Source organism: Levilactobacillus yonginensis (assembly GCF_964065165.1).
Lineage (GTDB): Bacteria > Bacillota > Bacilli > Lactobacillales > Lactobacillaceae > Levilactobacillus > Levilactobacillus yonginensis_A.
Genome location: NZ_OZ061549.1, coordinates 1,113,072 through 1,139,215, shown reverse-complemented (window position 1 = coordinate 1,139,215; position 26,144 = coordinate 1,113,072). Strand labels below are relative to the sequence as shown.

The following is a 26,144-nucleotide window of genomic DNA, read 5'->3' as shown; positions in this document are numbered from 1 at the left end:
TGTATGGAATTATATGGAAGATAAATTTAAGTGAGGAACACATCACAATGAAGAAAATGATTATTCATGGCGGCCAGCGCCTTTCTGGAGAAGTGACGATTGGCGGCGCCAAAAATAGCACAGTAGCATTAATTCCGGCAGCGATTCTAGCTGATACTCCAGTGCGTTTTGATATGGTACCGGATATCCTCGATGTGCATAACTTAATGCTTATTTTAAAATCAATGAATGTGCAATCAACCTTTGAAGATGGGGTCCTCACCATTGACCCGACGGAAATCGTCGAAGCACCGTTACCCAGCAAGGCTATCAAGAGCTTGCGTGCGTCGTATTATTTTATGGGGTCCTTGTTGGGGCGGTTCCAACGGGCCACGCTGAGTTTTCCTGGCGGCGACAACATTGGGCCACGGCCAATTGACCAACACATCAAGGCGTTCAAGGCCTTGGGTGCTCAGGTTGATGAGCACGACGGAACGGTCCGTATCACTACAGGACCAGAAGGCCTGCATGGTGCGCGGATCTTCTTGGATATGGTTTCGGTTGGTGCAACGATCAACTCGATTTTGGCTGCAGTTAAAGCAGTTGGGACGACGGTGATTGAAAACGCCGCGAAGGAACCGGAAATCATTGATATCGCTACTTTCCTGAACAACATGGGGGCGCACGTTCGTGGTGCCGGTACTGACGTGATTCGGATCGAAGGCGTTCCAACGTTACGGGCGATGAACACTCATACCATTATTCCCGACCGAATCGAAGCGGGGACATACTTGTCCATGGCGGCGGCCGTTGGGGATGGTGTGGTGTTAAAGAATGTGATTCCAGAACACTTAGAGGCCTTTACCGCTAAGATGATTGAAATGGGCGTCCCTTTGGAGATCAACGAAGACAGTATTTATGTACCGCGGTCCGAGGAGTTGCAGCCCATTCAGGTCAAGACGATGCCATTTCCTGGCTTTGCCACGGATTTACAGCAACCGTTGACGCCGCTGTTATTTAAGGCAGACGGGAGTAGTGTGGTTATTGATACCATCTATCCTAAGCGCATTAAGCATATCGCTGAGTTACGGAAGATGGGGGCCCACATTCGTTCGGAAGAGGGCACCATCATCATCGATCCGAGCGACGAATTAGTGGGCAGCCAAGTTCAGGCTGGCGAGATTCGGGCTGGGGCGTCGCTGGTAATTGCCGGTTTGATGGCTGAAGGTGACACCGAAATCAGTCAGGCGGATAATATTCTGCGCGGTTATGATCGAATTGTCGAAAAATTAACGGCGCTAAACGCCGATGTAGAAATCGTTGATGATAGCTTGGTTGAAAACGGCCAAGATTAAGCATTGCCGCGATTATAATTTCATGGTATAATTCAACGGTTGACGATTAAATCAATCTCTGGTCCAGTAGATGGATCAGGGCAAAGGAGCGAAATACATTATGAAGCAAGGAATTCATCCAGATTACCACGAAGTTGTGTTCCAAGACTCAAGTACTGGTTTCCAGTTCTTGTCTGGTTCAACTGCAACTTCTGACGAAACGGTTGAATGGGAAGACGGTAACACGTACCCATTGATCCGTGTCGAAATTACTTCTGATTCCCACCCATTCTACACTGGTAAGCAAAAGTTTACTACGGCCGATGGTGCTGTGGACCGTTTCAACAAGAAGTACGGTTTGTCCAACGACTAATTATAAAATTTATGATTTGTCTTGCCGGCGACAGTTCAACTGTTGCCGGTTTTTTTGTAGGGTGAATCTGCTAAACGTTAGAGAGATAGTCTATTTATTATTTAGGAGATGGCAAGATGTATCGTAAAGCGATAGCTGCGTTATTATTAGTCGGCAGCTTGGGATTGGGTGGCCTGGTTAGTGGTAATACCCAGGCGCAAGCGGCTAGGTGGCACAAGGGGACACCTAGGATTGCCCGGGGTCATTGGCACGACAAGGATGTGATGAGGGGCCGTATGGGTGAGACCATGTACATCAGTAAGAAACTATTTGTTTTAGACGATAATGATCCGCACCTCACTCACTTGAAATACAAGAGAATGGGGAATCGCCGGTATAAATTCCGTGGTTATGAATTTGAAGCGGGGAAATATCAATCGACAGTGACGATGCACTTTATCAATAAACACCATGTGACTTTTAAGCGATTTGGGCATCGCTCCACCCTTTATAAATAGAGCTGACGGAGAGTCGTTCTTCCATATTAAGGAGGGGCGGCTCTTTGACATTAGGTATTCTTGGAGTAGCCCCCCCAGGTAGCCGGCTAAGTTCCAACGAATAAACTCGTTCTCGGTGTATTCGGCTTTGTTTTAGTCAGTAAAGGGCGTAAAATACAAAAGCGAAGAGACCGAATTATTTGGGGAATGGAGTATGTAATTATGGCAGATAATAACAAGCAAGCACCCAAAAAACAAAAGAAGAGTCGGTGGCGGTGGTTCTGGTCGACGCTCTTTGTCCTGTTGATTGTGGTGTCCCTGGGCTTGATTTTCAATGAGCAGATCAAAAACTGGTTGATTTCTTCCTATCAACCGAAGATTACGCAGAAGTCCGTTAAGAAAAACGAGAAGAAAAAGGCGTCGTTTGATTTCAGTAAGGTCAAGTCACTGGATTTCTCAACTGTGGCTAACGCACGGTGGAACACGGCTGATATTCACGTGGTTGGGGAGATCTTGATGCCCCAGTCTAAGATTCATTTGCCAATTGCCCGGGGAGTTAGCAACGAGGTTCTCGCGTTAACAGCGGGGACTATGCGGCCGGACCAAAAGATGGGTGAGGGGAATTATCCGCTGGCTGGGCACCACATGAGCTCACAGACGATTCTGTTTAGCCCGTTGTATTGGAAGACCCGGGTCGGGCAGACAATCTACTTAACGAACGCTAAGAAGGTTTTCGTGTACAAGGTGAGTGTGCGGAAATTTATTCCAGCGACCGACGTGAAAGTGGTTGATCAGACTAAGAAGAAGCTAGTAACTCTGATTACCTGTGATGCAACTGGAGCTAATCGATTGATGATTCGCGGAACTTACGTCAAGCAGATGGCGTACAAGAATGCACCAGTTTCCGTACAAAAAGGCTTCCATAGCGGCTTTAACAATAAATAGTTTTATAAAACCGACGTTTTCTTAGAGCATTCTAAGAAAACGTCATTTTTTTTACATTTTTTTGCCTTTTTTTGGAATAAAAAAAGCGGGATTGTTTTCATGGTCTAAGGCCATAAGCCCCAAGGGTTTATAGTACATAGGATATACATTAGACATGTTGTATAAGAACCCAATTACCCTATGATGTACCGGGTGCTTTTTAAAATATTCACAAGAGTTTTTGCGGGCTGATTGCGTTTTTAATAGCGAAAATGTACGCAAAAACGCTGATATAACAGTGTTTAATCTAAAAAATATAAATACGCATGAACTGAGGTACGATGCGGGTTGGTCGGGGCTAGTTCTTGTTTTCACCACAGATTATAGATTGTGGACAAGTTAATTGGGTCGTGATAGTATATGGCCTGTAATCAGATGAGATTCGATTCGCCTTGCAAGACAGGTCCATTGGAAATGGTAATGAGTTGCTTGGAAAGACACGGACGTGAGGATGGGAACAGCGATGCGTTTTCAAAAACTAGGATTGCTGATACTGAGCCTGCTTACCGTCGGTTGGGGAATTCCAACAACTGCTCGAGCTGCTGACCAATCGTCAGGGGATGTACAACAGTCGCATTACTCGGTCACTTTAACGCCACCTACGACACCAACGATCACGACACCTAGTGGTTCGGTTAGTGGGGGACATGACGGCGATCTAGTGAGCGGCGGTGGCGCTGACGATGGTAACCCCGGGACAACTTCGAAGCCCGTCAACACGAGTACTTCGGGTGGTCAGGGGGCTACCGCGAGTCCGGCGACGGGCAGCAGCCCAACCAACCAGACTTCGAAGGGCCGCTTACCTCAGACTTCTGAGGCGTGGTTCGGCTTAGGTACGATGGCCGGTATCATATTGTTGCTTACGGTTTGGATAGGATTTTTGACGAGTAGACGGAAAAAGACAAAAAGTTGAGGGAGACTATAATGATGATGACTAAGAAAACTTTACAATTACTTGCTACTACTGCACTGCTTGCTGGGTTAGGCTTTAACACTGTTACTGCTAGTGCGGCTACGGTGAACCCAGCTGAAAAAGATGCCACTTCAGTTAAGGCACAGACTGACGCTAGTGTTAGCTTAACTGGTGGTGGCGATGAAGGTGGTAACGCTGCTGGTGGTATTCACTTGATTAGTGCTCCTAGCGTTGCCTTCTCCGGTACCTTAACTGGGGAACAGCAAACCCTGAACGATGTAACTTTCACTAATGTGGTATTTGGGGAGCAGTCAAAGACTCCTAAAGAAGCCGCAGATGGTACTTTAGTTGTTGGAAACCAAGGTTATGAAACTGGTTGGAACGTTCAAGTATCCGCCGATGCGTTTAATCTCAATAACCCAGCGGCTAAGGACGTTAATGTTACAAAGGACTCAAAGGTTCTGGCAGCTTCCCAACTGGTACTAGATGCTTCAAAAGTTAGTGCTAAGGATAGCAACAACCAAAGTGCTTCACCTCTTGGTAACAAGGTAACTTTGAACTCTGACGGTACTACGGGTAACTTGCCAATTTTCCAAGCTTCTGCTGGTAAGGGTATCGGGACTTGGATTTCTCAATTCAACAAGGAAACCAGCTCATTTGTAATTGCTGCAGGTAACAAAGCTGGTAACTATACTTCTAAATTGACTTGGACGTTAGCTAACACGCCTGACACGACTGGTGCAAGTACACAAACGCCATCCACTCCAGAACCAGCGCAACCAGGACAACCATCAACTGATAAATAACACACGCTAATCCGTTGCTATAAGCAAAGGAGGGCTGCGTAGTGACCAACAAAATAACTAAAATAGTGGCCTCATTTGCTTTGGCCTTCAGCCTTAGCGTGGGGTTACTACAAAGCCCAGCATCAGCCGATACGTATGGAACAACTGCTTCAACGAACCTGAAGCCCGGAGATACTAGTGGATCGGTGAAACCCGTCGATCCGGAAACACCGGAGAAACCCTTTCCCGGCGATCCAGGAGATTCAGGTAACGGGGGAACTGGTTCAACCGGCTCGCTTACGTTGGACTACGTTCCGAACCTAACTTTCAAGCAAGATTCTGTGACGGGTCAAGTGATCAACACGACCGCCGAGAATTCCAGAGCCTTTGTTCAGGTCAGTGACCGGCGTTATAATGGCGCCGGTTGGAAACTGTACCTGACGGTGGGGTCCCTGACTGGTCAAAATGATCACCATCAGGTGACTCACGGCGACTTAGCTCTGGGTCAGTCAACCTTCAAGCCAAAGGCAGCAGGAACTGTCAGCGGGGCACCAACCGCAACTGTTGGTGCGAAGCAAGACATGACGATGAATGTGGCGGAAATTGTGGCGCATGCCGCACCGGACCACGGGTTAGGGACGTGGATGATGCGCATCAACGCAAATTCAAGTTTACCGGCGCGTCTGTTCGTCAATGCCGGCGAGGTAACCCAACAGCAACTTTACACGGGAATATTGACCTGGCAGTTAACAGACACACCTTAAAAATGACGAGTTTTAAAGAATGCGGTGGCGACAGCTACCGCATTCTTTGTTACAATGAAACAAAAAAGAGAGTGGATATGGGAGGCCGAATTAATCATGAAAAAATGGTTACGGTTATTGGTAACATTTGGGGCGTTACTGTTAGCGTTCGGGTGGTTTCAGCAATCCGCACGCGCAGAAAGTGTCGGGTACACGGTTGGGGCCGTGCTACCAAAAAATCAGGACGACAAAAAGGTGACTTACTTTGCTTTACGGGTTAAACCCAATCAAAAGCAGAAGTTAGCCATTGTAATCAGTAATACGGGGAGTAAGAAAAAGACGTACCAGGTTGGTGTCAATCAGGCCGTTACCAACAGTAATGGGGTCGTTGATTACAGCATGGCGAGTCCCAAGCTGGATTCTTCTTTAAAGGTGGGAATCAAGGATTTATTCGGAAACAAAACGCAGCGGGTCACCGTGCCAGCTAAGAGCAAGCAAAAAGTTTACGTTTCTTACAAGATGCCTGCTAAGCGACTGGATGGGATGATTTTAGGTGGTATTTACGTCAAGCAGCTTACGGCTAATGAAGCTGCCAGCAATAAGAAGGGGGTTAGCATCAAGAACGCCTTTGCCTACGTCATTGGTCTGCGATTGCGGGAGAGTGATGTGGACGTTGCACCGGACATGAAGCTGCTTTCAGTCGAGAACGGCCAGTCAAACAAGTACAATCAGGTGGAGGCTAACTTGCAGAACCCTCGTCCAGGTCTGATGAGCAATTTGAAGGTCAAGACGAAGATTACCAAGCAGGGCGAAAGCAAAACCATTTTAAGTAATGAAAAGTCTTCCATGGCCATGGCACCAAATAGTAACTTCAATTACGCCATTCCATGGGGTGACAAGCAGTTGAAGGCTGGTACCTATACGTTAACGCTGGATGCATATGCGCAAGGTGGGTATCACTGGCACTTCGTGAAGGACTTCAAGCTGACCCAAAAGAAGATTGGGCAACTACAAAACAAGTTTAATACACCGGCGCCTAAGAAGAACTACTTCTGGTGGTTCGTTGCCGGTGGGGCAATCATTATTCTGTTATTGTTGGTCATTATCTACTTGTTGTTGAAGAACAAGAAACGTGATGACGATGATGATAAGGTAAGCAAAGGCTAATAAGATTAACGGTAATGCTCGGTATCTAGTCAAGATACCGGGCATTTTTTGGCGATTTATCAAAAATTAATCGATGAATTTTTTCACAAATAATGTATATTAATTAACAGTATTAGCAATAATAGATAATTCGAGATTACTAGTATTCGGCTCAACCTTCCAAAGTAAGCCCGGAACCACGGGAATGGTGCAGTTAATTGATGGTAAAACTAAATATTCAAAAAACGGTTGTTTACTAATGAATTTAGGTTAATGTGTGGAAGGTGAAAGGCTTGAATTTTGTAAGGAGACCACATATACTTATACTGATTAATAAGAGAAGTAGTACAGGGATGTTGGCTTTTTGGCAATTTGACTAGGATTGTCAAGCAGTGGTGAACGCAATCGCGTGTACAGAGATGCCATGATAAGTCGACTGTACAACTAAAGGTAAAGTTAAGTGCCCGCTAGGTGTTACGGTAAGTAGCGAGTAGAGAGTGTGGCTCATCGGCAGAACTAGGTTGTCGACGAGCTTTTCACGTCTAAAGGGGAGGAATTAGTTGAAAGTCAAAGCAATTTTACTAGGGATGATTGCCTTAACGGCGAGCCTGTTAGGGTGCCATTTATTAACGGCGCAGGCAGATACGGATTCAGTTACGGTGAATGCACCGGCAGGAATCACAGTCGGTAGTTATTTCTCGCCCGGAACGATTGCCAATAATGCTGCCAAACTGATGGATACAGGGCATGGGTTAAAACAAGCCGTCAAGCTAACGAATCGGCGGGTCGGGACTGAATTGGGAACAATTTGGACCAGCGATGAAGCGGCGATGAATTTGAATGAAAATGAAAAAGCCTCGATGTGGCTTTACTTGGGTAATGGAAATTCTTCCGCTGCGGATGGAATTGCTTTTGTTATGCAAAATGATGATCGAAAAACCGGGGCCAGTTCAACTAATGCGGCCGGCCAACCACTTAATGGTCAGACCCTAGGTGTTTGGGGTGGTGACGCACGGACAGACTTTACCAAGACGGTTGATACGCAGGCAATTGCGGACAGTGCAATTCAAAAGAGCTGGGCGCTAGAATTTGATACCTTTGTGAACGGGACTTCATCTGATTTGAGAAGTGGTAGTGCGGATAACGATTTTGATGCCGACATCGCAGGCGGGTATCCACATATCGGGTCTAACTATCCTGGGGACAAGAACAGTTACGCACAGGGAACCCTTAGCAATGGTAAATACTATGCGAAGCTCAATCACTTAGGGGTTTTGAAAAAGAGTTACAGTTATCTTTCAGATGGTTTTTGGCATCACTTAACCTTGAATTGGAACAAGGATGCTAAGACCATGACTTATACGTTTGGTGATAAGGATCCGTCGACTGGCGAACCGATTGCGACCGTTGCCAATGGCGGGACGGCACAAACCGCGACCGTTCCGATTGATCCTAGCAAATTAGGCGTTGGTAGCGATGGCCACGTTCGGTGGGGCTTCACTGGCTCAACCGGGATTGCCAAGAACGCGGAAGAAAATGCGGTCGTCTTTGAGCAAGTTCCTGGGCTGGTCAATGCCAGTGCGACGGCTGATATTACCGATAATTCTCAAGATGACAAAGTGATGACTTCTACATCAACTGACAAGATTTATGCTGGTGACCGGTTATCCGTGAAATACCATTTGAGATATGATGGAGGCCGTGAACCTTGGAAAAATGTTCAGGCGAGGTTGCGGTTACCAGCCAACGTGGCGTTTAATGATACGGCGACAATTAATTACGCGGATGGTTATCAGCAACGGATTACTGGTTTAGATAATAGCAATATTTCTGGTCAAACCGTTAACGTTGCGTTAGCCACTGACCACAATTTATCGGGTAGCAACCAGACGGCCACGGTTACCTTGAAGGGAAAAGGGATGCTCGCAAGTGGTGTGACCGCGGCGACATCTAAGTCAACGCTGAGTAATTTTGATGGCTCTAACGCTTTGACCGATGCCAGCTTGAACGCCTTTAACGTGACGCAACCAGCTGCGGGGGCCATGAGTATGGTGCTGACCAGTGGTCAAGTTGGTATTGGTGGCACGACGAGTAGTGAAACTATGACTGGTGCTAAGAACGTGACGGTCACTGGGAAGGTCAACTATGTGAGTGGGAACGCCAGTAAGAATAGCGACATCACCTTACATCCCACGTTGAATGGTGAGGACCTGACTCCGGTAACCTTAAAAGACAGTGATCTGGCGGGGCAGTTTAGCTATACGATTCCGGCCGCCTCACTTATTTCTGGGCTAAAAGACGGTAATCAACTAATTATGTATGCGCGCGATCAGTCCGGGCGGTCGACCAATGATACGGTCTATACGGTCAACGTGAAGGAAGGGACGATTAAGCTTGACGTTCCTACTGAATCGTCTTTCAATGGTGATGATCCGCAAAAATTGACCGGAAAGTCGATGACTTTTGCGCCGGACAGTAATCTTCACGTGAGCGTCAACGACACCATGGGGACGGGTGACCAATGGACACTAACGGCCTCGGCAGATCCGATGGTAGCAGAGCTGCAAGGGAATCCAATCAATGGTGACCTAACGTACGTTGATCAGAATGGCCAGCAGAACAGCCTATTAGCGGGGGCCGTGACGATTATGAAACATACGACGACGTCAGACAACGATGTGGTTGATGTTATGCAGGACTGGAACAAAAGTCAGGGGCTCCTGCTGAAAACGAATCCTGGGTTAACCATCGGTACGTATAAGACGACCGTTCACTGGACGCTGCAAAATACGATGGCGACTAGTTAAAGAAAGCTATTGATATTCAGTGTGAAGCTATCCGAGTAATTGGGTAGCTTTTTTTATTGTCTAAGATGGAAATGAAGCGAATTTATGCTAGATAACTGTGAGAAATTTTAAAAGTTAAAACGATTATAAATGCTGTTATATCAGTACTTTTGACACATTTGAGCGATGAGCGTGGTATACTGGATGAAAGTGGTCAGGGGTGTTAGTATTATATAGGTAGAACTATATAAAAATAGTTATAATCACTCGGAAAGTGTAAAAAATCGTTAATTGCTCCTGATAGGGAAGGAGCCACCAGAATGATGGTTAAAGGAGTTATGATAGGTTTCACTAGTCTCTTGGTTGCTAGTTTTTACCTATTTGTTGTAACCGCCCAGGCACGGACACCGTTGGATTTAAAACACGGGCTAGCGACGACGCCGCAAGGAATTACCTTACCTAAGGTATTCGAAGCTGGCCAATCGCCTTGGAATCATGCCACTGTCGTTCACTCGCAGAATCAGCGAACGCCAACAACTCAGGTGGTCCAACTCACAGACGATGCGGGGCAAGTGGGGGCGATTTGGTCTAAAAAGGATTTTCGGTTCAATCTAAACCATCGGCAGACTGTATCGATGTGGTTGTATTTTGGTGATGGGGGAAGCTTCCGAGCGGATCGAAACGTTGCCGGGGATGGCATGGCCTTTGTTCTGCAAAATGGTGGGGGCGTTCAGGCGGCACCTAAGTATCCTGGGAAAATCTTTGGTGAATCCTTAGGGGTGTGGGGAATTGATAATTTGAATGATTATTTTTCTTCTGCTAAGGATGTTGCTGAGACAGCTATTCAGCATAGTTGGGCGTTAGAATTTGATACCTTTTTGAATAAGACAGCTGACTTAAACAGCGGGGGAAAGGGCGACGCATTTGATCTCGACAGTGATAGTCATAATTTAAAGACGCCGCATATTGCTTCTAATTATCCGGGGGAAGCCAGTAGTTACGTTCCTAAAGACAATTACAGCTTAGTTCGCTTTGCCCAATCCTATGCCCTCTTACATAATGGTGTTCTCGCGGGCGATGACTTTAACTTTCTTTCTAACGCTAAGTGGCATCACCTGACCCTGACGTATGAACCAACAACACCGGATTCTTCTGAAGCTAGTATGACGTATTCTTTCAATGATCGGGATCCGGTCACTGGTGTAACAGCTCGATCTGGCATGACAGCGACCGTTCCCATCGACCGAAATATCATCGATCCAGCTCATACGGGTCAGGCTTGGTGGGGCTTTACGGGTTCAACGGGTAGTATGGAAGAAAACAACTTAGTCGTATTTGATGAGATTCCAGATTTGGTTGACAGTGAGGCGCAAGCAGACTTGCGGGTGCAATTAGCAGGATCAGCCGGTAAGATGATTCCTGTGCAGGCGGGGGATACCTTGGCTACTGGCAACAAAGTGAGTCTATCCTATCAGTTACGATATCTCAATGGTAGCCGCTCGTGGCACAATATTGAGGCTCAACTTCGCTTGCCCCAACGGCTGCGTTTCAACACAATGAAGATTCATTATCCTGATGGGACAGAAACAGACCTGACCGGAACAGACCTGACACAATCATTGATTCGGCAGAAGATTGAGACACTCTCTGATAACCGTAATCAAGCGACCATTGAGTTGACGGGCGTCGTGAAGGATTCGACGGGACCCGTCCCGTCAACCACCAGTGAATTTAAAGGGGACGAAGCTGTTGCGTCCACATCAACACCAGAGTTTCGCGTGCAAGGAAGCAATAGTATGATCTTGCATTTAACGTCGACGGCTAACCTTACCGTGGATAACAGCCAGTCGATTTCATTGCCAGGGATGGTTGATCTCTCCAAGACGCAATATCAGAGTGGCGATGTGAAAATCAGAGGAGAGCTGAACGGCGATGTCCAGTTACCGGAGCAAAGACTAGTAGCTTCTGACGCACGAGGAGCTTTTAACTACAAGATTCCGGCCAACACGTTACGTAAAGGGCAAAACTCGCTAAAATTGACAGCAGTTGACCCGGATGAGGCATTTTCTAACACAGTCACAACTTATTTGACGGCGACTAACGAGCCGCAAGCTACTGGTGCTCTGGGATTTGCCAACCTAGCTGGCCAAGCTGATTTCTCCGGTAAACTAACGGGAAACCGGCAAGCACTACCCAATCATTCGACACTGGATCTGCAGATTGAAGATTCACGTTCAGCCGGTCATGGGTGGGATTTAAAAGCTAGACTGAATCAGCCATTGACCAATGTAGTGACTAAGCAACCGCTACTTGGCGACCTGTATTACGCAACGACCTGGGGAAATCGTGAGGAGCTCTCGCGCACAGATCAAATCGTTGCGCACGGTGAGACTGATGGGAGTGATCAGGTAATCGATGTGACCGCTAAATGGCAACAACTGTATGGGCTATTTCTGCAAGTGAATGCGGGAGCGCAACAGGGCATTTATTCGGGGAGTATTACCTGGACGCTTGCGGACACACCGCGCACCTAATTTTGCAAAGATTTTGTGACAAAGGGGCCGAGACATATTATCTCGGCCCGAAGTATCTTGTGGGGACTATTTGAAGATTAACTACTATGCCTAGGACAACGAGATAGTTTGACATCTTATAATAGACTACTTAACGCTTGGTGCTAGTTGCTTAAGATTTGAACAAAAACAGCTCCCACCATGGTGGGAGCTGTTTGGCAAAGAAAAACTCACCCCGGCTTAAGTGAATCGATGGTGATGAAATCAATTTGAGCTTTGGATAGCGTTGTGGATGGAATGAATCAATCAACTTTAAGAAGCTTTGATAATAACGCTGAATTTGGATAGTTCTCATTTACCAAGCTACTTACAAATAAGAGAGGATTAGTACGCGTGAACTATGTATTTGATGTTGATGGAACGCTTAGCTTTGATGGAACCAGTATTGAACCAGATATTATTGCCTGCATAAAAAGGCTAGAAAGAATGGGTAATCAAATAATTTTTGCATCGGCACGTCCAATAAGAGATCTAATACCAATCATTCCAGAATTCCAGCATAATATGTTAATTGGTGGGAACGGTGCAATAGTTTCCGTAGCAGATACTATAACGGTTATGTCTCCGATTTCTGAAAACGATTTTAACTATTTAAAGCGGCTAATAAAAAAATATGATTTGGAACACGTGGTGGATGGAGATTGGCATTATTCAGCACAAGTTTCTTCTGAAAATGCCATTATTAGGCAACTTGATCCAGATAGACTAGCAAAAAATGTTCCGATTGAAAAAATTTTAACTCCTATAAAAGCCATTCTTCTAGGAATGAATAATAAGCAAATGTCACAGATTACCAAGATGATAAGGTTAAATACCGATTTAGAACTGGTAGAACATATTGGTGAAGGAAATCTGGACATGACTTCAAAAGGTATCAATAAAAGCAGCACATTAAGCTTGCTAGGTATCAATCAATACATTGCCTTTGGTAATGATCTGAATGATTTAAAAATGCTATCTGGTGCTATAAAAAGTTTTTGGGTTAAAAGTAAGCCTGATTTGTTAGCACAAGCGTCAACTTTCGATTACATTTTAGAACCAAATCAAGTATCATCAGTAATTCAAGCCTTATGTATTTAGTAATTTAACGCGTAGTGCTAGTCATGTAACATTTAGCAGAGCGAATTTCAAATCAGATCAAATAGTCCGCAAAAAGCCCGCATTTGCAGTAGCTTCTAAGGTGACTAAACCAGAAAGAAGAACCGTAAATGCGAGGCCTCTTTAAAACTATTTCCGACTTTAATTTAAAGATTATCCAGAAATTCATTATAGGATACCCGTTTACCAACGTTTGCCAGAATAAATTTGCTTCTGTCAAAATTACCAATAGCTAAAAGTCAGTGATATCACTATTATTGCCTGCATGCTGGTATGAATAGACTTACGAGATCTATCAGAAATACACTTCCACCAAACCTTAACAGCAGGAATTATGGCTTCAGAACGTCGCTTACTTAGTCAGTTCATCGAGCCAAGCAGGTAATGCCGCTGCCAATTCCTGATAAGTCAGTTCAAACTTATGGGTGTACCAGGGGTCGTCAATGGCTTCACCAGTGCGACCGGGGAGAATATCCAGGCAGAGCTGAACCTTGGCTGCGTCGGTCGCTGAGGGAGCCATTCGTTGGAGATTAGTCACGTTGGCGTGGTCCATCGTAATGATGGTATCTGCCCAGTCAAAGTCCGTGGCCGTAATGGGGCGGGAGCGATGGTGACTAGCATCTAGTCCATGAGCGCGCATAGCTTTGAGGGCCCCAGGATGGGGATGATGACCTTCTTCTTCGGGGCTGGTGGCGACGGATATCACCTCAAATTGGTCGGAGAGGTGGCGCTGTTCCAAAAGATCGTTGAAGATGGCCTCCGCCATTGGCGAACGGCAGATGTTACCGAGACAGACAAACAGAACGTGTTGCATGGGGGAACCTCCTAATTTAATGTTAAAGTCAGGCAAAGCTACTGGCCTCACAATTTTTCATTTGTTATGATGAGTTTACCAGAATCCATTGGAGGAGTGATAGAGAATGGTTGCAATAATTTTAATTATCGTGCTGGTCATCCTGGTGGCGTGGTACATTGGTGCCTACAACGGGTTGATTCGAACACGGACGCACGTTCAAGAATCTTGGAGTCAGATTGACGTTCAGCTGAAGCGACGGAATGACCTGATTCCTAATTTAGTTTCAACGACGAAAGGGTATGCTAACTACGAGCAGTCCACCCTAAAAAAGGTGATTGCTCTACGAAATCAATTGACTGAAGTTCCCGCTGATGATCATCAACAAACTATGGAAGTTTCTAATCAATTATCTACGACGTTACGGTCACTGTTTGCCTTGTCTGAAAATTATCCGGACTTAAAGGCCAACGCACAATTTAGCAAATTAATGGAAGAATTGACGAATACTGAAAACAAAATTGCCTACTCACGGCAGTTGTATAACAGTTCGGTGGCCAATCTGACCATGAAGATTCAGTCCTTTCCAAGTAACATCGTCGCCAAGATCCATCATTTCCAAGAGAGCGACTACTTGCAAGTCCCTGAAGAAGAAAAGACGACGCCGAAGGTTGATTTTGATGACTTTGGCCAAGATAAGTAGGCGATACTATGCTGTATGATCAAATTGCCATGAATAAGCGCCGGACCGGCTATGTGATGTTTGGATTTGGCGTATTAGTGCTCGCCATTGGTGCGGCATTAGGCGACCTATTTTGGGCGAACTGGGAGTTGGGAATTTTGTTGGCAGCTGTGGTTACTGGGGTTTACATGCTAATTATGATTAGTCAGTCGACTAACGTGATTATGAGTATGAACCACGCCAAGGAAATTACTGATGAAAATCAGGCGCCGGAGCTGTGGCACTTGGTAGAAGACATGGCGATGGTAGGTCAAGTACCCATGCCGCGAGTGTTCATTATTGATGACGCCAGTCCTAACGCTTTTGCGACGGGAAATAACCCCGAACACGCAGCGGTTGCGGTGACGACTGGTATTCTAGAACGGTTGAATCGTGAAGAGATGGAAGGGGTTATTGGCCACGAAATTTCTCACGTCCGTAACTATGATATCCGCCTACAAACGATTGCTTTAGCGTTATCGGCAGCTATTGGTCTGCTGGTTAATTTTGCCAGCAACTGGCTCTGGTGGGGTGGTGCGCGGCGGCGAGATGATCGTGATTCTGGTGGCAATGCCATCGGCTTGGTCATCTCAATTGTGCTGATCATCTTGGCACCGCTTGCTGCTAGCATTGCTCAGATGGCCTTGTCCCGGAACCGAGAATACCTAGCTGATGCCTCTAGCGTTGAACTGACTCGGAACCCGCAAGGTCTAATCAGTGCGTTACAGAAAATCGACGATAGTGCACCTATGAAGGCGGCTGATGCCAATAGTGCGGCGCTTTACATCAGTGATCCTTTTAAAGGAAAGAAAAATTTTGCTGATTTATTTGCCACGCATCCACCAATGGCCGATCGGATTGAACGACTCGAAAAAATGTAAAAATTTATGGACAGTTGGAGGCGGTTTCGTAGTACAATTAAACATGATTGATACTAGGGGAAAGAGTGTTGGCGTATGCGCGGAAATTTCATTTATTTAAGTCTAGAACCCGTGACGAATATGATTTATTCGTTGGGCATATCACCAGCTGATTTTTTAAATGGCGTTCCGGCCATCCCAAATCAGTTGCTTTTGCTGAATGAAGAATCCGGTAATGATGTGGAAATTAATCCGCACACCCGGTTACAGACGGTCACGGGCCAGGCGCAAGTTCGGCGTTACCTACTAGGTAAGCACGAGCATGCGGTGAAATGGTTAGACTACACGCATAGTGACGACCTCGATTTTCTTTTACCAGGTGAATTAGCGGAACTCCTTTATCTGGCCCATATGGAAACGCACATTCGCACACCGTTTTATGCTAAATTACAGAACGCGTATGCATTTCTAACGTTAAGGGATGGGTTCTACAAAATCTATTATCGGAATTTAGCGGATTTTGATCATGTGTTAGAAGTTAGTATTAAGCGGCATTTACGCGCGATGCACAACAACCGATGGGTGTTTGCCCGGCCGTTGGCGATTAGCGACCTGCCTCATGAAATTGTGTTACAGCTAACACAAGGACTGATGGATGGTATGATTGTTGCGTTTGATCAATTGGTTGAACGTCACCGGGTTTACGTGATTCCGGTGCGGGCAATCACTCATCCAGAGCGACAGAATACCTGGTATTCTCAAGAAGAGGTCTATGCGGATTCACGAGAAGTTGCGAGTTTACGTTACGATTTAACTACCGGTGAGTGGGCGTTGAGCATTCACGACAACCAGGTCTTTAGTGACGTAGCTGATTCCATTTAGAAAGTTTGTCAACCACTGTTGGGTCCTTGCCCTCAGTGGTTTTTATTTGCGTTTTAAGTTAGGTGAGCGTAATTCATGGTATAATGAAAAACAGATTTTATTGCGATTAGAACTGTTTGGCTGACTTACCGAACAGAAATCAATTTGACAACGGGACGGTCCCAGTGACCATTCCGCCAATTAGGAGTAGAAAACATGAAGATGCAGCTTGCTGAAATTGCTCATGCAGTTGGAGCAATCAATGATTTCGAACAATGGCGTAGTGTCAGTGTGACCAGCGTGGCTTTTGACAGTCGACACCTCCAGCCAGGGGGCCTCTTTATCCCATTGACTGGTGAACAGGACGGCCATCAATTTATTCAATCAGCCATTGACCACGGGGCAGTTGCCACGTTATGGGCCCGCGACATGGCTAGTGCTCCCGCTGATTTTCCCGTTCTCCAAGTGGCGGATTCTCTGAAGGCTTTACAGGACCTGGCTCAGTATTATTTATCTAAGATCAATCCGCGAGTGGTTGCCATTACTGGTAGTAACGGTAAGACTACCACGAAAGACATGATTGCTGCAGTGCTGGCCACGCAGTTCAATGTGACCAAGACCCATGCTAACTTCAATAATGAGATTGGTGTCCCCATGACAGTTCTGTCCATGGAACCCAATACCGAAATGTTAGTGGTTGAGATGGGCATGGACCGGCCGGGTCAGCTTGACTTTCTGAGTCACTTAGTCATGCCAGATTTGGCAGTGATTACCATGATTGGTGAAGCCCACATCGAATTCTTTGGGACGCGGGACAAGATTGCGGATGCTAAGATGGAGATTACCCACAGTCTTAGTGACGATGGGATTTTCGTCTATGATGGGGATGAACCATTACTGCGTGAACGTTCAACGGTTTTGGTTCAACGGCAAGTAACTTTTGGTCAAGAGGGAACCGACGATCTTTTTGCTACCGACGTTCAAGCGACGTCCACGTCAACGAGCTTTGTGACCAATCAGTGGCCCAAAGTGACCTTTACGATTCCCATGATTGGTGCCTACAATGTGAACAACGCCCTTGCAGCGCTTTCAGTGGCTTCCGTTTACCGGATTCGTCCCGAGAGTGCGCAGAAGGCGTTAGCCACGGTCAACCTGACTGAGAACCGAGCTGAATGGCTGGAGAGTAGTACTGGAACAGCTATCCTGAGTGATGTTTACAACTCCAATCCAACGGCTGTCAAAGAAGTCTTAGCTGCCTTCTCACAGACGCCAGTTGCCGGTAAGCGCTACGTGGTGTTAGGAGATATGTTGGAGTTGGGCGATCAGGCTAGTGCAATGCACGCTGGCCTTGCTACGTCAATTGACCCAGCGGCCATTGCTGGCGTCTACTTGGTTGGTCCGCTGATGGAGTCACTGGCTAAAGCATTGGCAGATCGTTATCCAAGCTTGCCAGTAGCCCATTATGCTGCGGATGAGCTGACAACGCTTACAACTGATTTACAGGCGAAATTAACCCCTGCTGATCAGATTTTATTAAAGGCATCCCATGGTATTCATTTGGAGCAAGTGTTGGCCGCACTGCGGGATTCCACTGAAAACTAAAGTGAAAATGAAGCAACTTCCACGAGTGTTGGGAGTTGCTTATTTTGTTTCAGCGTTGTATGATGGCTTAGTTGTATTTAAGAAACGAAATTACCCCGTTCTAGCCAATCATCATCCGCACCAAGGAAAACGGATTTTTTCCAAGTATTTTGAGGCACTAGGGCGACGTATCCATTAGGAGGAAAATATTTTTGAAGTTTAACGAACTAGGTCTTTCTGAAGACCTACTGAAAGCAGTTACCACAGCAGGTTATGAAGAAGCGACCCCAATTCAAGCCGAGACAATCCCAATGGTCTTAGCTGGTCAAGATGTTATCGGCCAAGCTCAGACTGGTACTGGGAAGACTGCGGCCTTCGCTTTACCAATCTTGGAAAAGATTGATAAAAGCAACGAAAACGTGCAAGCGTTGGTTGTTTCCCCAACACGGGAACTGGCTATCCAAACCCAAGAAGAAATTTATAAATTAGGCCGTAACGAACGGGCAAATGTCCAAGTCGTTTACGGTGGGGCAGATATTCGTCGTCAAATCAAATCCTTAAAGAACCACCCGCAAGTGGTTGTTGGGACCCCGGGTCGGTTATTGGATCATATTCGCCGACACACGCTGAAGCTGGACCATGTTCAAATGTTGGTCTTAGATGAAGCTGATGAAATGTTAAACATGGGATTCTTGGATGATATTGAAGACATCATCAAGCAATTGCCAGAAGAACGTCAAACGATGCTCTTCTCAGCAACGATGCCACCCGAAATTAAGCGGGTTGGTGTTCAGTTCATGCAAGACCCTAAGCACGTGAAGATTAAGGCTAAGGAATTAACGACCGACTTGATCGATCAATTCTACGTTCGTTCACGTGACTTTGAAAAGTTTGATGTGATGACGCGGTTCTTTGACGTTCAATCACCAGATTTGACCATCGTCTTCACACGGACGAAGCGTCGGGTTGATGAAATCTCTAGTGGGCTGCAAGCTCGTGGCTATAACGCTGCAGGGATTCATGGGGACTTGACGCAGAAGCGTCGGACACAAATCATGAACGAATTCCGTCATGGTCAATTAGACATCTTAGTTGCAACCGACGTGGCTGCTCGTGGGATTGATATCAATGACGTGACGCACGTTTATAACTACGATATTCCACAAGATCCAGATAGTTACGTTCACCGTGTTGGCCGTACTGGTCGTGCCGGGAAGCATGGGGTTTCCATGACTTTCGTAACGCCAAATGAAATGGACTACTTGCGTGAAATCGAAAAGTTGACGAAGGTGCGGATGCTTCCTTTGAAGCCACCTTCGGATGAAGAAGCCTTGGTTAGCCAATTGGGCGCTGCTAAAAAAGCAGTTGACGAATTGGTCAGCAAGACGGATACCGAAAAGTTCGCTAAGACGGCCGAGAGCCTCTTGAACGAATACGATGCTGAAGACTTGGTTGCGGCGCTCTTAAACGACCTAACCAAGGATAACAGCAACCAAGTACCCGTTAAGATCACGCCAGAACGGCCATTGCCTAAGCGTGGGGGCAAACGTCATGGCGGTGGTGGCTACCATCACGGTGGCGGTAACCATCGTCGCAATGGCAATGGTGGCGGCGGTTACCGTGGCCATCGGAGCAATGACTCACGTGGCGGCGGTCACGGTGGATCACGTGGCGGTCATGATTCTTCTCGGAGTCATGATTCACGTAATCATGGTGGCGACAACCGGAACCGTCGGAGTAACGGCGGTAACAGTGGTCGGCGTAACGAAGGTGGCAGCCGCGGCTTCACCATTCGTAAGAAAGACTAGTTTTATCTAAAATTGATTAGAAGTGAGCTCCTACCGGCGGCAACCGGTAGGGGCTTTTTCTTTGTGCCAGATTATTGAAAAAATTTTTTCTAGTCTGGAACGCCGGTAAATCGCGGATCGTCAAACAGATTTATACTATAAATCTATATTAGTTAAAAATATTAGTTGCGTTTGGTGACTGGCCATGGTATTATTTGCTTATCGAATTGATACGAAGGATCTTATGGCAATCGACTATGGAGGATAAATCATTATGGCAAACCACTTTGACTTACACGCAGCACTGACGCTCGCCACGAAGCCAGGTCCTTTTGTGACAATGACCTTACCCATTACAGGGATTCCGAATACCGACCGAACGCAATTTAATAGTTTGCTGAAACAGGCACGGTCTCAATTAACCGAGTTAGCACCTGACAGAGTGTGGTCTGCGTATGAACCGGCCTTTGCTCCGTTTACCCACGGTGCGTTAACCAACGGGAGTGCCATGGGTCTTCTAATTATGGCCGGGCCAACGACAAGCTACCATTATTGGGTGCACAGTCCGGTAATGCCGACCTTGGCGGTAACTTATCAGCCGAACGTGCTTCCAATTTTACAGGCACAAGATCAAGCGAGTGATTATGATCTGCTCTTACTTGGTCGTGAAGCCTTTGAACTGGCTCAGGTTAGGAACAGCCGCGCCGAGCTGGTTAATTTACCTATCGAGGCTCCCACGACTATGGCGCAAGCACTAGGTGAGGAAGTTCGTGACCGGGGTCGTTGGCAGCGATCGGCTGGTGTTGGGACTCATTACAGTGGCACCGGTTCATTGGACACTGCTAAAGCCGCCGACCAGCGAAACTATTTCCAGCAGGTTGATGCTTATGTGACCCAGCATTATTCAAATGTTGCTCAGGTTCCCCTGATCTTAGTGGCTGGTGCCAGTGAGCAAGGAAATTTCCGTAAGCTTTCCCAAAACGCTTACCTGGAGTCCATTGTGCGGGTAACGCAGGTGCCAAACTTGGCGGCTGCTAATCAAACACTCGCTGCCTTAACGGTTGGTGTGAACCGCCAACGTTATGAACAGGCCGCCCAGATTCGTCAAGATGCCTTTGCTAAGGCCCGGCAAAATGAACAAATTGTCATGGATCTCGGCCGGTTAGCCACGGCGGCCGTTCAAGGCCAGCTGACGCAACTCTGGATTCGAACGGATGCCTTTCAACCGGGCCATTTGAATGAACAGGGTGAAGTGCTGACGGTGACGGCTCTAAGCCGGCAGAACAATCTCTACAATGATTTGGCACTCTTGGTTAGTCAGCTTGGTGGTGAGGTTCACCTGTTACCAGCTGAGATGATGCCAACGAGTCAACCTGTAGCTGCACAACTCCGGCTCCGCGAGGCTGTGATGCATTAATCTAGTGACAAGGGAGAGTGCGGATCGCGAGCCCACTCTCCCTTTTTGACTAAATTGGGTGGGATTACGACTACCTGAAAGCTGACCCGCTTCTTAACATTAGTTTACAATTACGCTTAACTGGGTAACTTGTTGCGGTAATCACGCTTTGCTGTGATAAAATACAGTCTGGACAAAATAAAGAGAGGTGATGATAGTGATCTACGGAATTGGCATCGATATCACTGATTTGGCTCGGGTCAACGCGGTTGTGGCTAAGCATCCGCGATTCCTAGATAAGGTTCTGACTCCCAATGAGTTGACCGACTATGGTCAGCTAAGTGGGCAACGAGCCGTTGAATTCATCGCCGGACGGTGGTCGGCCAAAGAGTCATACAGCAAAGCTTTGGGGACTGGTATTGGCAGGACCGTAGGATTTCAAGATATCGAGATTCGTGACGACCAGACCGGCCGTCCAAGCGTAATCCGTCATCCCTTCGGGGGCAACGCCTTTGTGTCAATCTCACATACGGCGACGATGGTCATGACGGAGGTAATTTTAGAAAGAGGGTAAGGTTCATGGTAGTAGTAGGGGGGCACCGGCCAACACAGCTGGTAATTGATCGTCAGGCCTTGCGGGCCAATATTCACACGGAAGTTGATCGTTTAGCCACGGGTTGTGACTTATTCATGGTCGTGAAAGCCAACGGCTACGGTCATGGGGCCGTACAGGTCGCTCAGGCGGCAAAGGAAGCCGGTGCCACGGGATTTTGCGTGGCAATATTGGATGAAGCTTTAGAACTCAGGGCAGCCGGATTTGATGAACCTATTCTGGTTTTGGGGGTCACGGAGCCAGCTGACGCACCGGTCATGGTCGAACAGAATATCTCCGTTGCCGTAGCTGATTTGGAATGGCTTGAATTGGCGATGCGGTCACTGTCGTTATTTGAAACGGTGCAACCATTGTCTGTTCATCTAGCGTTAGACACGGGAATGGGTCGAATTGGTTTTCAGACCAAGGTCGAGGTCGAAGGAGTCGTTGATTTTCTCCGACAACATCCGGCACAGTTCAATTTCGAAGGGATTTTTACCCACTTCTCCACGGCGGATGATCCCAATGACGATTATTTTCAGAAGCAAGTGGCTAAATGGCACGATTTAACGGACTGGTTACCGCAAAAGCCACGGTATGTGCACGTCTCCAACTCGGCAACGAGCCTGTGGCATGACGCTTGCAATGGCAACATGGTGCGCTTCGGAGCGGCAGGCTACGGGTTGAATCCGTCGGGAACGGCTATTGCTGAACCGTATCCGCTGCAACCGGCGATGAGCCTGACCAGTGAATTAATGCAAGCCCGGTTGGTGCCAGCGGGCTCATCAGTCAGTTATGGGGCAACTTACACTTTACCGGAGGATGAATGGATCGGAACGGTGTCCATTGGGTATGCCGATGGCTACCCACGACGGATGCAAGGGTTTGACGTCCTAGTTGACGGTCAGCGCTGTGAAATTGTTGGTCGTGTTTGCATGGATCAATTGATGGTGCGGCTGCCACACCGGTATCCTCGGCGAACTAAGGTCACGTTGATCGGCCAAGATGGTCACGAACGGATTACACTGCAAGACATCGCGGACTACTGTGACACGATTCATTATGAAATTGCCTGTGGTTTCACCACACGGGTACCGCGGGTCTATCGTCATTAATTTATCGTGTTATGTGTCCAGAGATGGTGTTTCGTGGTAAACTGTATGAGACGAAGTGAATTTACTTGAGGAGGGCAATTCATGGCTCAATCGCAGCAATTAGAACGACCACGGTTACGAGGACACATTTCCCGCAGACAACGTCATCAGGCGCTGATTCCATTGCGGGCAGCAGCTTCACGTAAGCTGGCTTTGATTGTTGGGTATCAGGCAATGGCTTTGATCAACCGAGATATTGCTCGCGTCTTCACACCGTGTGAAGAGGAAGCAGAGCGTCGGTTAACAAACTTTCGTAGAACAAAGTATTAAAAAATTAATCAGATAAGGGGATGGCGGCCCATGGCCCGTGTTGAAGTTAAACGCGGTGACGTTTTCTTCGCCGACCTATCACCAGTCGTTGGTTCGGAACAGGGGGGCATGCGCCCCGTTTTGATCATCCAGAACAACGTGGGAAATCACTATAGTCCAACCGTTATCGTGGCGGCAATCACCGCTCGAATCGAGAAGCCTAAAATGCCGACGCATGTCGGCATTTCCGCTGACCGGACCGGAATCGAGCGGGATTCCGTCATTTTGCTTGAGCAAATTCGGACAATCGATAAGCAACGGTTGCGGGACCAGGTGACTCATTTGGACGAAAAAACCATGGCAGCGGTCGATGCTGCATTGGCAACCAGCATTGGCTTGGTGGACAAGGCGCGTAAAAGAAAGGGTAAAAAGTAACACCTACATAGTTTCACGGTGACTGGCACCAAAAAGTGGTCACGACTTCGTAATGGAGTCGTGACCACTTTTTTTGGTGAATTATTTAATTCTCGTGACGTAAATCTTCAATTTCTGGGACATGAAATTCTTTACGTTCCAATGCTTTAACAATTCGATCAAGCTTCTCTTCATCCACTTCGGCTGGGAGAGTGAACATGGTCCGATGAACCAGTTCGCCTTCCTGTGCGTCCAAACTGATGACACTAGCAATCGACGTGTACTTGGTAATGACCTTCGCCATTCCAGCGAGGTCGCCTCGTTCACCGGCGGAAACTACGGTTAAAACGTAACTCCCAATGTTAACGTTCCAGGATTGAGACAGCATGTCCATCAACCGGGTATGTGTCAAAATTCCATAGAAGGCATTTTTGTCGTCTAAAACGGCAATGTAGGGCAAGTCCTTGATTGAGAAGAAAACGTTGAAGAAAGCCGCGTTAACGGAAATAAACTTGGTGGCATTCTTCAGTAACGATGTCACCGGGAGCTGCATATCGCCGCCTCGGGACTTATGGCGATAGATGTGCATTTTATAGATGTTACCCCGAAAAATCTGCCCGGTTTCATCCAGGATGGGAACACACCGATAGCCCGAGTCTTCCAAGACCTTTAAGGCTTGTTCCAGGGTGACGTCCTCGCGAACCGTAACCAAGCGTTCTTTCGGTTTCACTAGGGATTTAAGCAGCATAGCAGATGACCTCCTAAAATTAGAAACTTCTAATAATCTCTCCTAATAATACCATAGTTGGCCTAACTCCGACCAGCTATTTTCAGAGAATTTGGCGGGAAACTCGCAGAAACCGTGGAGATGGTAGTCACCCTAAGATTCAAATCAGGTCGACGACTGGTTAACTGATAATTCCCCACAAAAGTGGGATTGACCGACTGCCGGGGTGTTAATGACAACTCGCTAATTGCTGATCGTTGGTCCAATTTTGGACAAGAAAAAAGTTGTGAGTCACCGAAACGGGGACGCACAACTTTTTTAAAATTAAATTAGAAGATGACAACGGGAGTGCCCACTTTAACGTTGTTAAAGACTTCGCCAACCTTCGAAGGTGGCGTGTTGACACAACCGTGTGATCCATGAGATTTGTACCAGGTGCCACCATACTGTGGTTGCCAAGGAGAATCGTGAATCCCGACACCGGTGTCATCGACTGGCATCCAGTATTTAACTGGTGAGGCGTAGCTTGAGCCGTTATCGTTTTGCCCACGTAACGTGGCGTTACGTTGCTTGCTCCAAACGACCCACACCCCAGCTGGCGTGTGATGTGCGGTCGTTGGTAAACCAGTAACAACATCGGTCGAAACGACGACTTTTCCGTTTTTGTAGACCCACATGTGTTGGTTGGTCTTATCAACTTCAACGTAGGAGTTACCAATGTCGGTACCGTTGCTGTGATAGCCGCTTCCTTGAATAGCAGGGGTCCGGGACATGCCCTTAGCAGCTAAAACAACCTTACTTAAGGCAGGTGTTTCCTTCTTAACTTTAATACTCCACCCGTATAAACCTGCAGGAACCTTGACTGTACCACGTTTGGTAGATTTAAAGGTCCGCGTCTTGTTGACAGTGCCGTATTTCTTACTTAACTTAGTCAGGTAAGCTTTGATAGCAGTATCATTGGTCGATAATTTCCCAGCCTTGAACGTTAACCAACTAGCCAACGTTTCAGCAGGAATCGTAACCTTATGATTACTTAGCTTATAGACGTAATTCTGTTTGGTAATGGTCTGAGCCTTAGACTTTGCTGCCTTAAAGGTCGCGGAAGTCGACGTCACGGCTGGCTTAATGTAGTCACCGGAAACGTTGACGGTCGTCTCGCCCTTCTCAATGGCCTGCGAAATCGAAGTGGCCAATTTATTGGTGTCGAGTTGATTCCCGGCCTGTTCCTTAGTCACTGCAAATTCACCATTTGCGTAAGTGAAGGAAGCATCCTTGGCAGCGGTCCGTGTCTTGTTTGCCTTGGCAGCAATAGACTTTGCTAGGGTTCGAACGCTTTCTTGATTTTCCGTACTGGCATTCAGCTGAATGCTGTCTGCCGTAGCGGTCGTCAAATGAACGGGCCAACTCCAAACATTTTGCTTGGAGATCAATTGCTTCAACGCTGATGGGGAAGTCACTTTTAAGTCAACTTCGTTGGTTTTGAAAGTGGTGACGGTTTGACTACCGTCCTTTACCGTCAGTTGTTGATTCTTCAGAGCAGCTTTAAGCTTCGTTGCCGCCTGTTGGGCCGTGTTACCGCCAACGTTGACGCCGGCGATCTCGGTATCCTTAAAAAAGACGTTTGCTGAAGAGTAATGTAATGCTTGTCCAACGTAGATTGCGCCGACCGCCACACAGGCGGTAACCAGGCCAATCACGAGGGCTTTTCGTTTTTTCATAAAGTGTGACCTCCTAATATAGCCAATGGAGGAAAAGTCGTCATGCTTAACTATCACCAATTAGCATAACTCTAGCTTACTTCAAAGTTCCTTAAAAGACA

General features: G+C 47.0%; 24 protein-coding genes. 21 read left to right on the top strand and 3 right to left on the bottom strand.

Going from position 1 to position 26,144, the window contains the following annotated elements; genetic code table 11:
- The first annotated feature begins 47 nt into the window (after positions 1–47).
- From AB3Y94_RS05600 to AB3Y94_RS05550, 11 genes are all read left to right on the top strand, one after another.
- Positions 48–1,334 (top strand): UDP-N-acetylglucosamine 1-carboxyvinyltransferase, encoded by a 1,287-nt coding sequence (locus tag AB3Y94_RS05600; RefSeq protein WP_367295368.1) that lies wholly within the window; start codon positions 48–50, stop codon positions 1,332–1,334.
- 100 nt (positions 1,335–1,434) lie between these two features.
- Positions 1,435–1,686 (top strand): type B 50S ribosomal protein L31, encoded by a 252-nt coding sequence (locus AB3Y94_RS05595; RefSeq protein WP_125684097.1) that lies wholly within the window; start codon positions 1,435–1,437, stop codon positions 1,684–1,686.
- Between the two features lie 116 nt (positions 1,687–1,802).
- A complete protein-coding gene (locus AB3Y94_RS05590) occupies positions 1,803–2,183 on the top strand; it encodes a hypothetical protein (RefSeq protein ID WP_367295367.1) in 381 nt (126 codons plus the stop codon).
- 201 nt (positions 2,184–2,384) lie between these two features.
- Positions 2,385–3,107, top strand: coding sequence for a class A sortase (locus AB3Y94_RS05585; protein ID WP_125684101.1), 723 nt, complete (start codon positions 2,385–2,387; stop codon positions 3,105–3,107).
- Between the two features lie 502 nt (positions 3,108–3,609).
- On the top strand, positions 3,610–4,059 hold the full coding sequence (locus AB3Y94_RS05580) for an LPXTG cell wall anchor domain-containing protein (RefSeq protein WP_367295366.1): 450 nt from the start codon (positions 3,610–3,612) through the stop codon (positions 4,057–4,059).
- Positions 4,060–4,076: 17 nt separating this feature from the next.
- Entirely contained in the window at positions 4,077–4,865 is a 789-nt protein-coding gene (locus tag AB3Y94_RS05575) for a WxL domain-containing protein (RefSeq protein ID WP_367295365.1), read from the top strand.
- A gap of 41 nt (positions 4,866–4,906) precedes the next feature.
- Complete coding sequence (locus AB3Y94_RS05570; RefSeq protein WP_367295364.1) at positions 4,907–5,608, top strand: WxL domain-containing protein; 702 nt, start codon at positions 4,907–4,909, stop codon at positions 5,606–5,608.
- Between the two features lie 96 nt (positions 5,609–5,704).
- Positions 5,705–6,754, top strand: coding sequence for a DUF916 and DUF3324 domain-containing protein (locus AB3Y94_RS05565; protein WP_367295363.1), 1,050 nt, complete (start codon positions 5,705–5,707; stop codon positions 6,752–6,754).
- Positions 6,755–7,293: 539 nt separating this feature from the next.
- The gene (locus AB3Y94_RS05560; protein WP_367295362.1) at positions 7,294–9,540 is read left to right on the top strand and encodes a lectin-like domain-containing protein; all 2,247 of its coding nucleotides are present in this window, start codon (positions 7,294–7,296) and stop codon (positions 9,538–9,540) included.
- 299 nt (positions 9,541–9,839) lie between these two features.
- Positions 9,840–12,053: a lectin-like domain-containing protein gene (locus AB3Y94_RS05555; protein ID WP_367295361.1), complete on the top strand. Its 2,214-nt coding sequence runs from the start codon at positions 9,840–9,842 to the stop codon at positions 12,051–12,053.
- Between the two features lie 372 nt (positions 12,054–12,425).
- Entirely contained in the window at positions 12,426–13,172 is a 747-nt protein-coding gene (locus AB3Y94_RS05550; protein WP_367295360.1) for an HAD-IIB family hydrolase, read from the top strand.
- 370 nt (positions 13,173–13,542) lie between these two features.
- Here AB3Y94_RS05550 and AB3Y94_RS05545 read toward each other — a convergent pair whose 3' ends face one another.
- Positions 13,543–14,004: a low molecular weight protein-tyrosine-phosphatase gene (locus tag AB3Y94_RS05545; RefSeq protein ID WP_367295359.1), complete on the bottom strand. Its 462-nt coding sequence runs from the start codon at positions 14,002–14,004 to the stop codon at positions 13,543–13,545.
- Positions 14,005–14,110: 106 nt separating this feature from the next.
- On the opposite strand from AB3Y94_RS05545, the gene AB3Y94_RS05540 reads away from it, so the two are divergent.
- The 10 genes from AB3Y94_RS05540 to AB3Y94_RS05495 all read left to right on the top strand — a co-directional run bounded on the left by AB3Y94_RS05540 (position 14,111) and on the right by AB3Y94_RS05495 (position 23,619).
- Positions 14,111–14,686: a LemA family protein gene (locus AB3Y94_RS05540; protein WP_367295358.1), complete on the top strand. Its 576-nt coding sequence runs from the start codon at positions 14,111–14,113 to the stop codon at positions 14,684–14,686.
- 8 nt (positions 14,687–14,694) lie between these two features.
- Entirely contained in the window at positions 14,695–15,585 is an 891-nt protein-coding gene (gene htpX / locus AB3Y94_RS05535) for a zinc metalloprotease HtpX (protein ID WP_367295357.1), read from the top strand.
- A 75-nt stretch (positions 15,586–15,660) separates the two neighbouring features.
- Positions 15,661–16,446 (top strand): hypothetical protein, encoded by a 786-nt coding sequence (locus AB3Y94_RS05530; protein ID WP_367295356.1) that lies wholly within the window; start codon positions 15,661–15,663, stop codon positions 16,444–16,446.
- A gap of 195 nt (positions 16,447–16,641) precedes the next feature.
- Positions 16,642–18,027 carry a UDP-N-acetylmuramoyl-tripeptide--D-alanyl-D-alanine ligase gene (murF, locus tag AB3Y94_RS05525; RefSeq protein ID WP_367295355.1) on the top strand — a complete coding sequence of 462 codons (1,386 nt, stop codon included), beginning with the start codon at positions 16,642–16,644 and terminating at the stop codon, positions 18,025–18,027.
- Between the two features lie 191 nt (positions 18,028–18,218).
- Positions 18,219–19,814: a DEAD/DEAH box helicase gene (locus AB3Y94_RS05520; protein ID WP_367295354.1), complete on the top strand. Its 1,596-nt coding sequence runs from the start codon at positions 18,219–18,221 to the stop codon at positions 19,812–19,814.
- 253 nt (positions 19,815–20,067) lie between these two features.
- Entirely contained in the window at positions 20,068–21,210 is a 1,143-nt protein-coding gene (locus AB3Y94_RS05515; protein WP_367295353.1) for a hypothetical protein, read from the top strand.
- Between the two features lie 196 nt (positions 21,211–21,406).
- Positions 21,407–21,763 carry a holo-ACP synthase gene (acpS, locus tag AB3Y94_RS05510; RefSeq protein WP_367295352.1) on the top strand — a complete coding sequence of 119 codons (357 nt, stop codon included), beginning with the start codon at positions 21,407–21,409 and terminating at the stop codon, positions 21,761–21,763.
- 5 nt (positions 21,764–21,768) lie between these two features.
- A complete protein-coding gene (alr, locus tag AB3Y94_RS05505) occupies positions 21,769–22,896 on the top strand; it encodes an alanine racemase (protein WP_367295351.1) in 1,128 nt (375 codons plus the stop codon).
- Between the two features lie 81 nt (positions 22,897–22,977).
- Positions 22,978–23,205, top strand: a complete 228-nt coding sequence (locus AB3Y94_RS05500; RefSeq protein WP_367295350.1) for a hypothetical protein — start codon at positions 22,978–22,980, stop codon at positions 23,203–23,205.
- Between the two features lie 30 nt (positions 23,206–23,235).
- Entirely contained in the window at positions 23,236–23,619 is a 384-nt protein-coding gene (locus AB3Y94_RS05495; RefSeq protein WP_125684141.1) for a type II toxin-antitoxin system PemK/MazF family toxin, read from the top strand.
- An 85-nt stretch (positions 23,620–23,704) separates the two neighbouring features.
- On the opposite strand, the gene cbpA is transcribed toward AB3Y94_RS05495, so the two are convergent.
- Together cbpA and AB3Y94_RS05485 are read right to left on the bottom strand one after the other, a co-directional pair.
- Complete coding sequence (gene cbpA / locus AB3Y94_RS05490) at positions 23,705–24,346, bottom strand: cyclic di-AMP binding protein CbpA (RefSeq protein WP_011667295.1); 642 nt, start codon at positions 24,344–24,346, stop codon at positions 23,705–23,707.
- Positions 24,347–24,654: 308 nt separating this feature from the next.
- Positions 24,655–26,043 (bottom strand): L,D-transpeptidase family protein, encoded by a 1,389-nt coding sequence (locus AB3Y94_RS05485; protein WP_367295349.1) that lies wholly within the window; start codon positions 26,041–26,043, stop codon positions 24,655–24,657.
- Positions 26,044–26,144 lie beyond the last annotated feature (101 nt).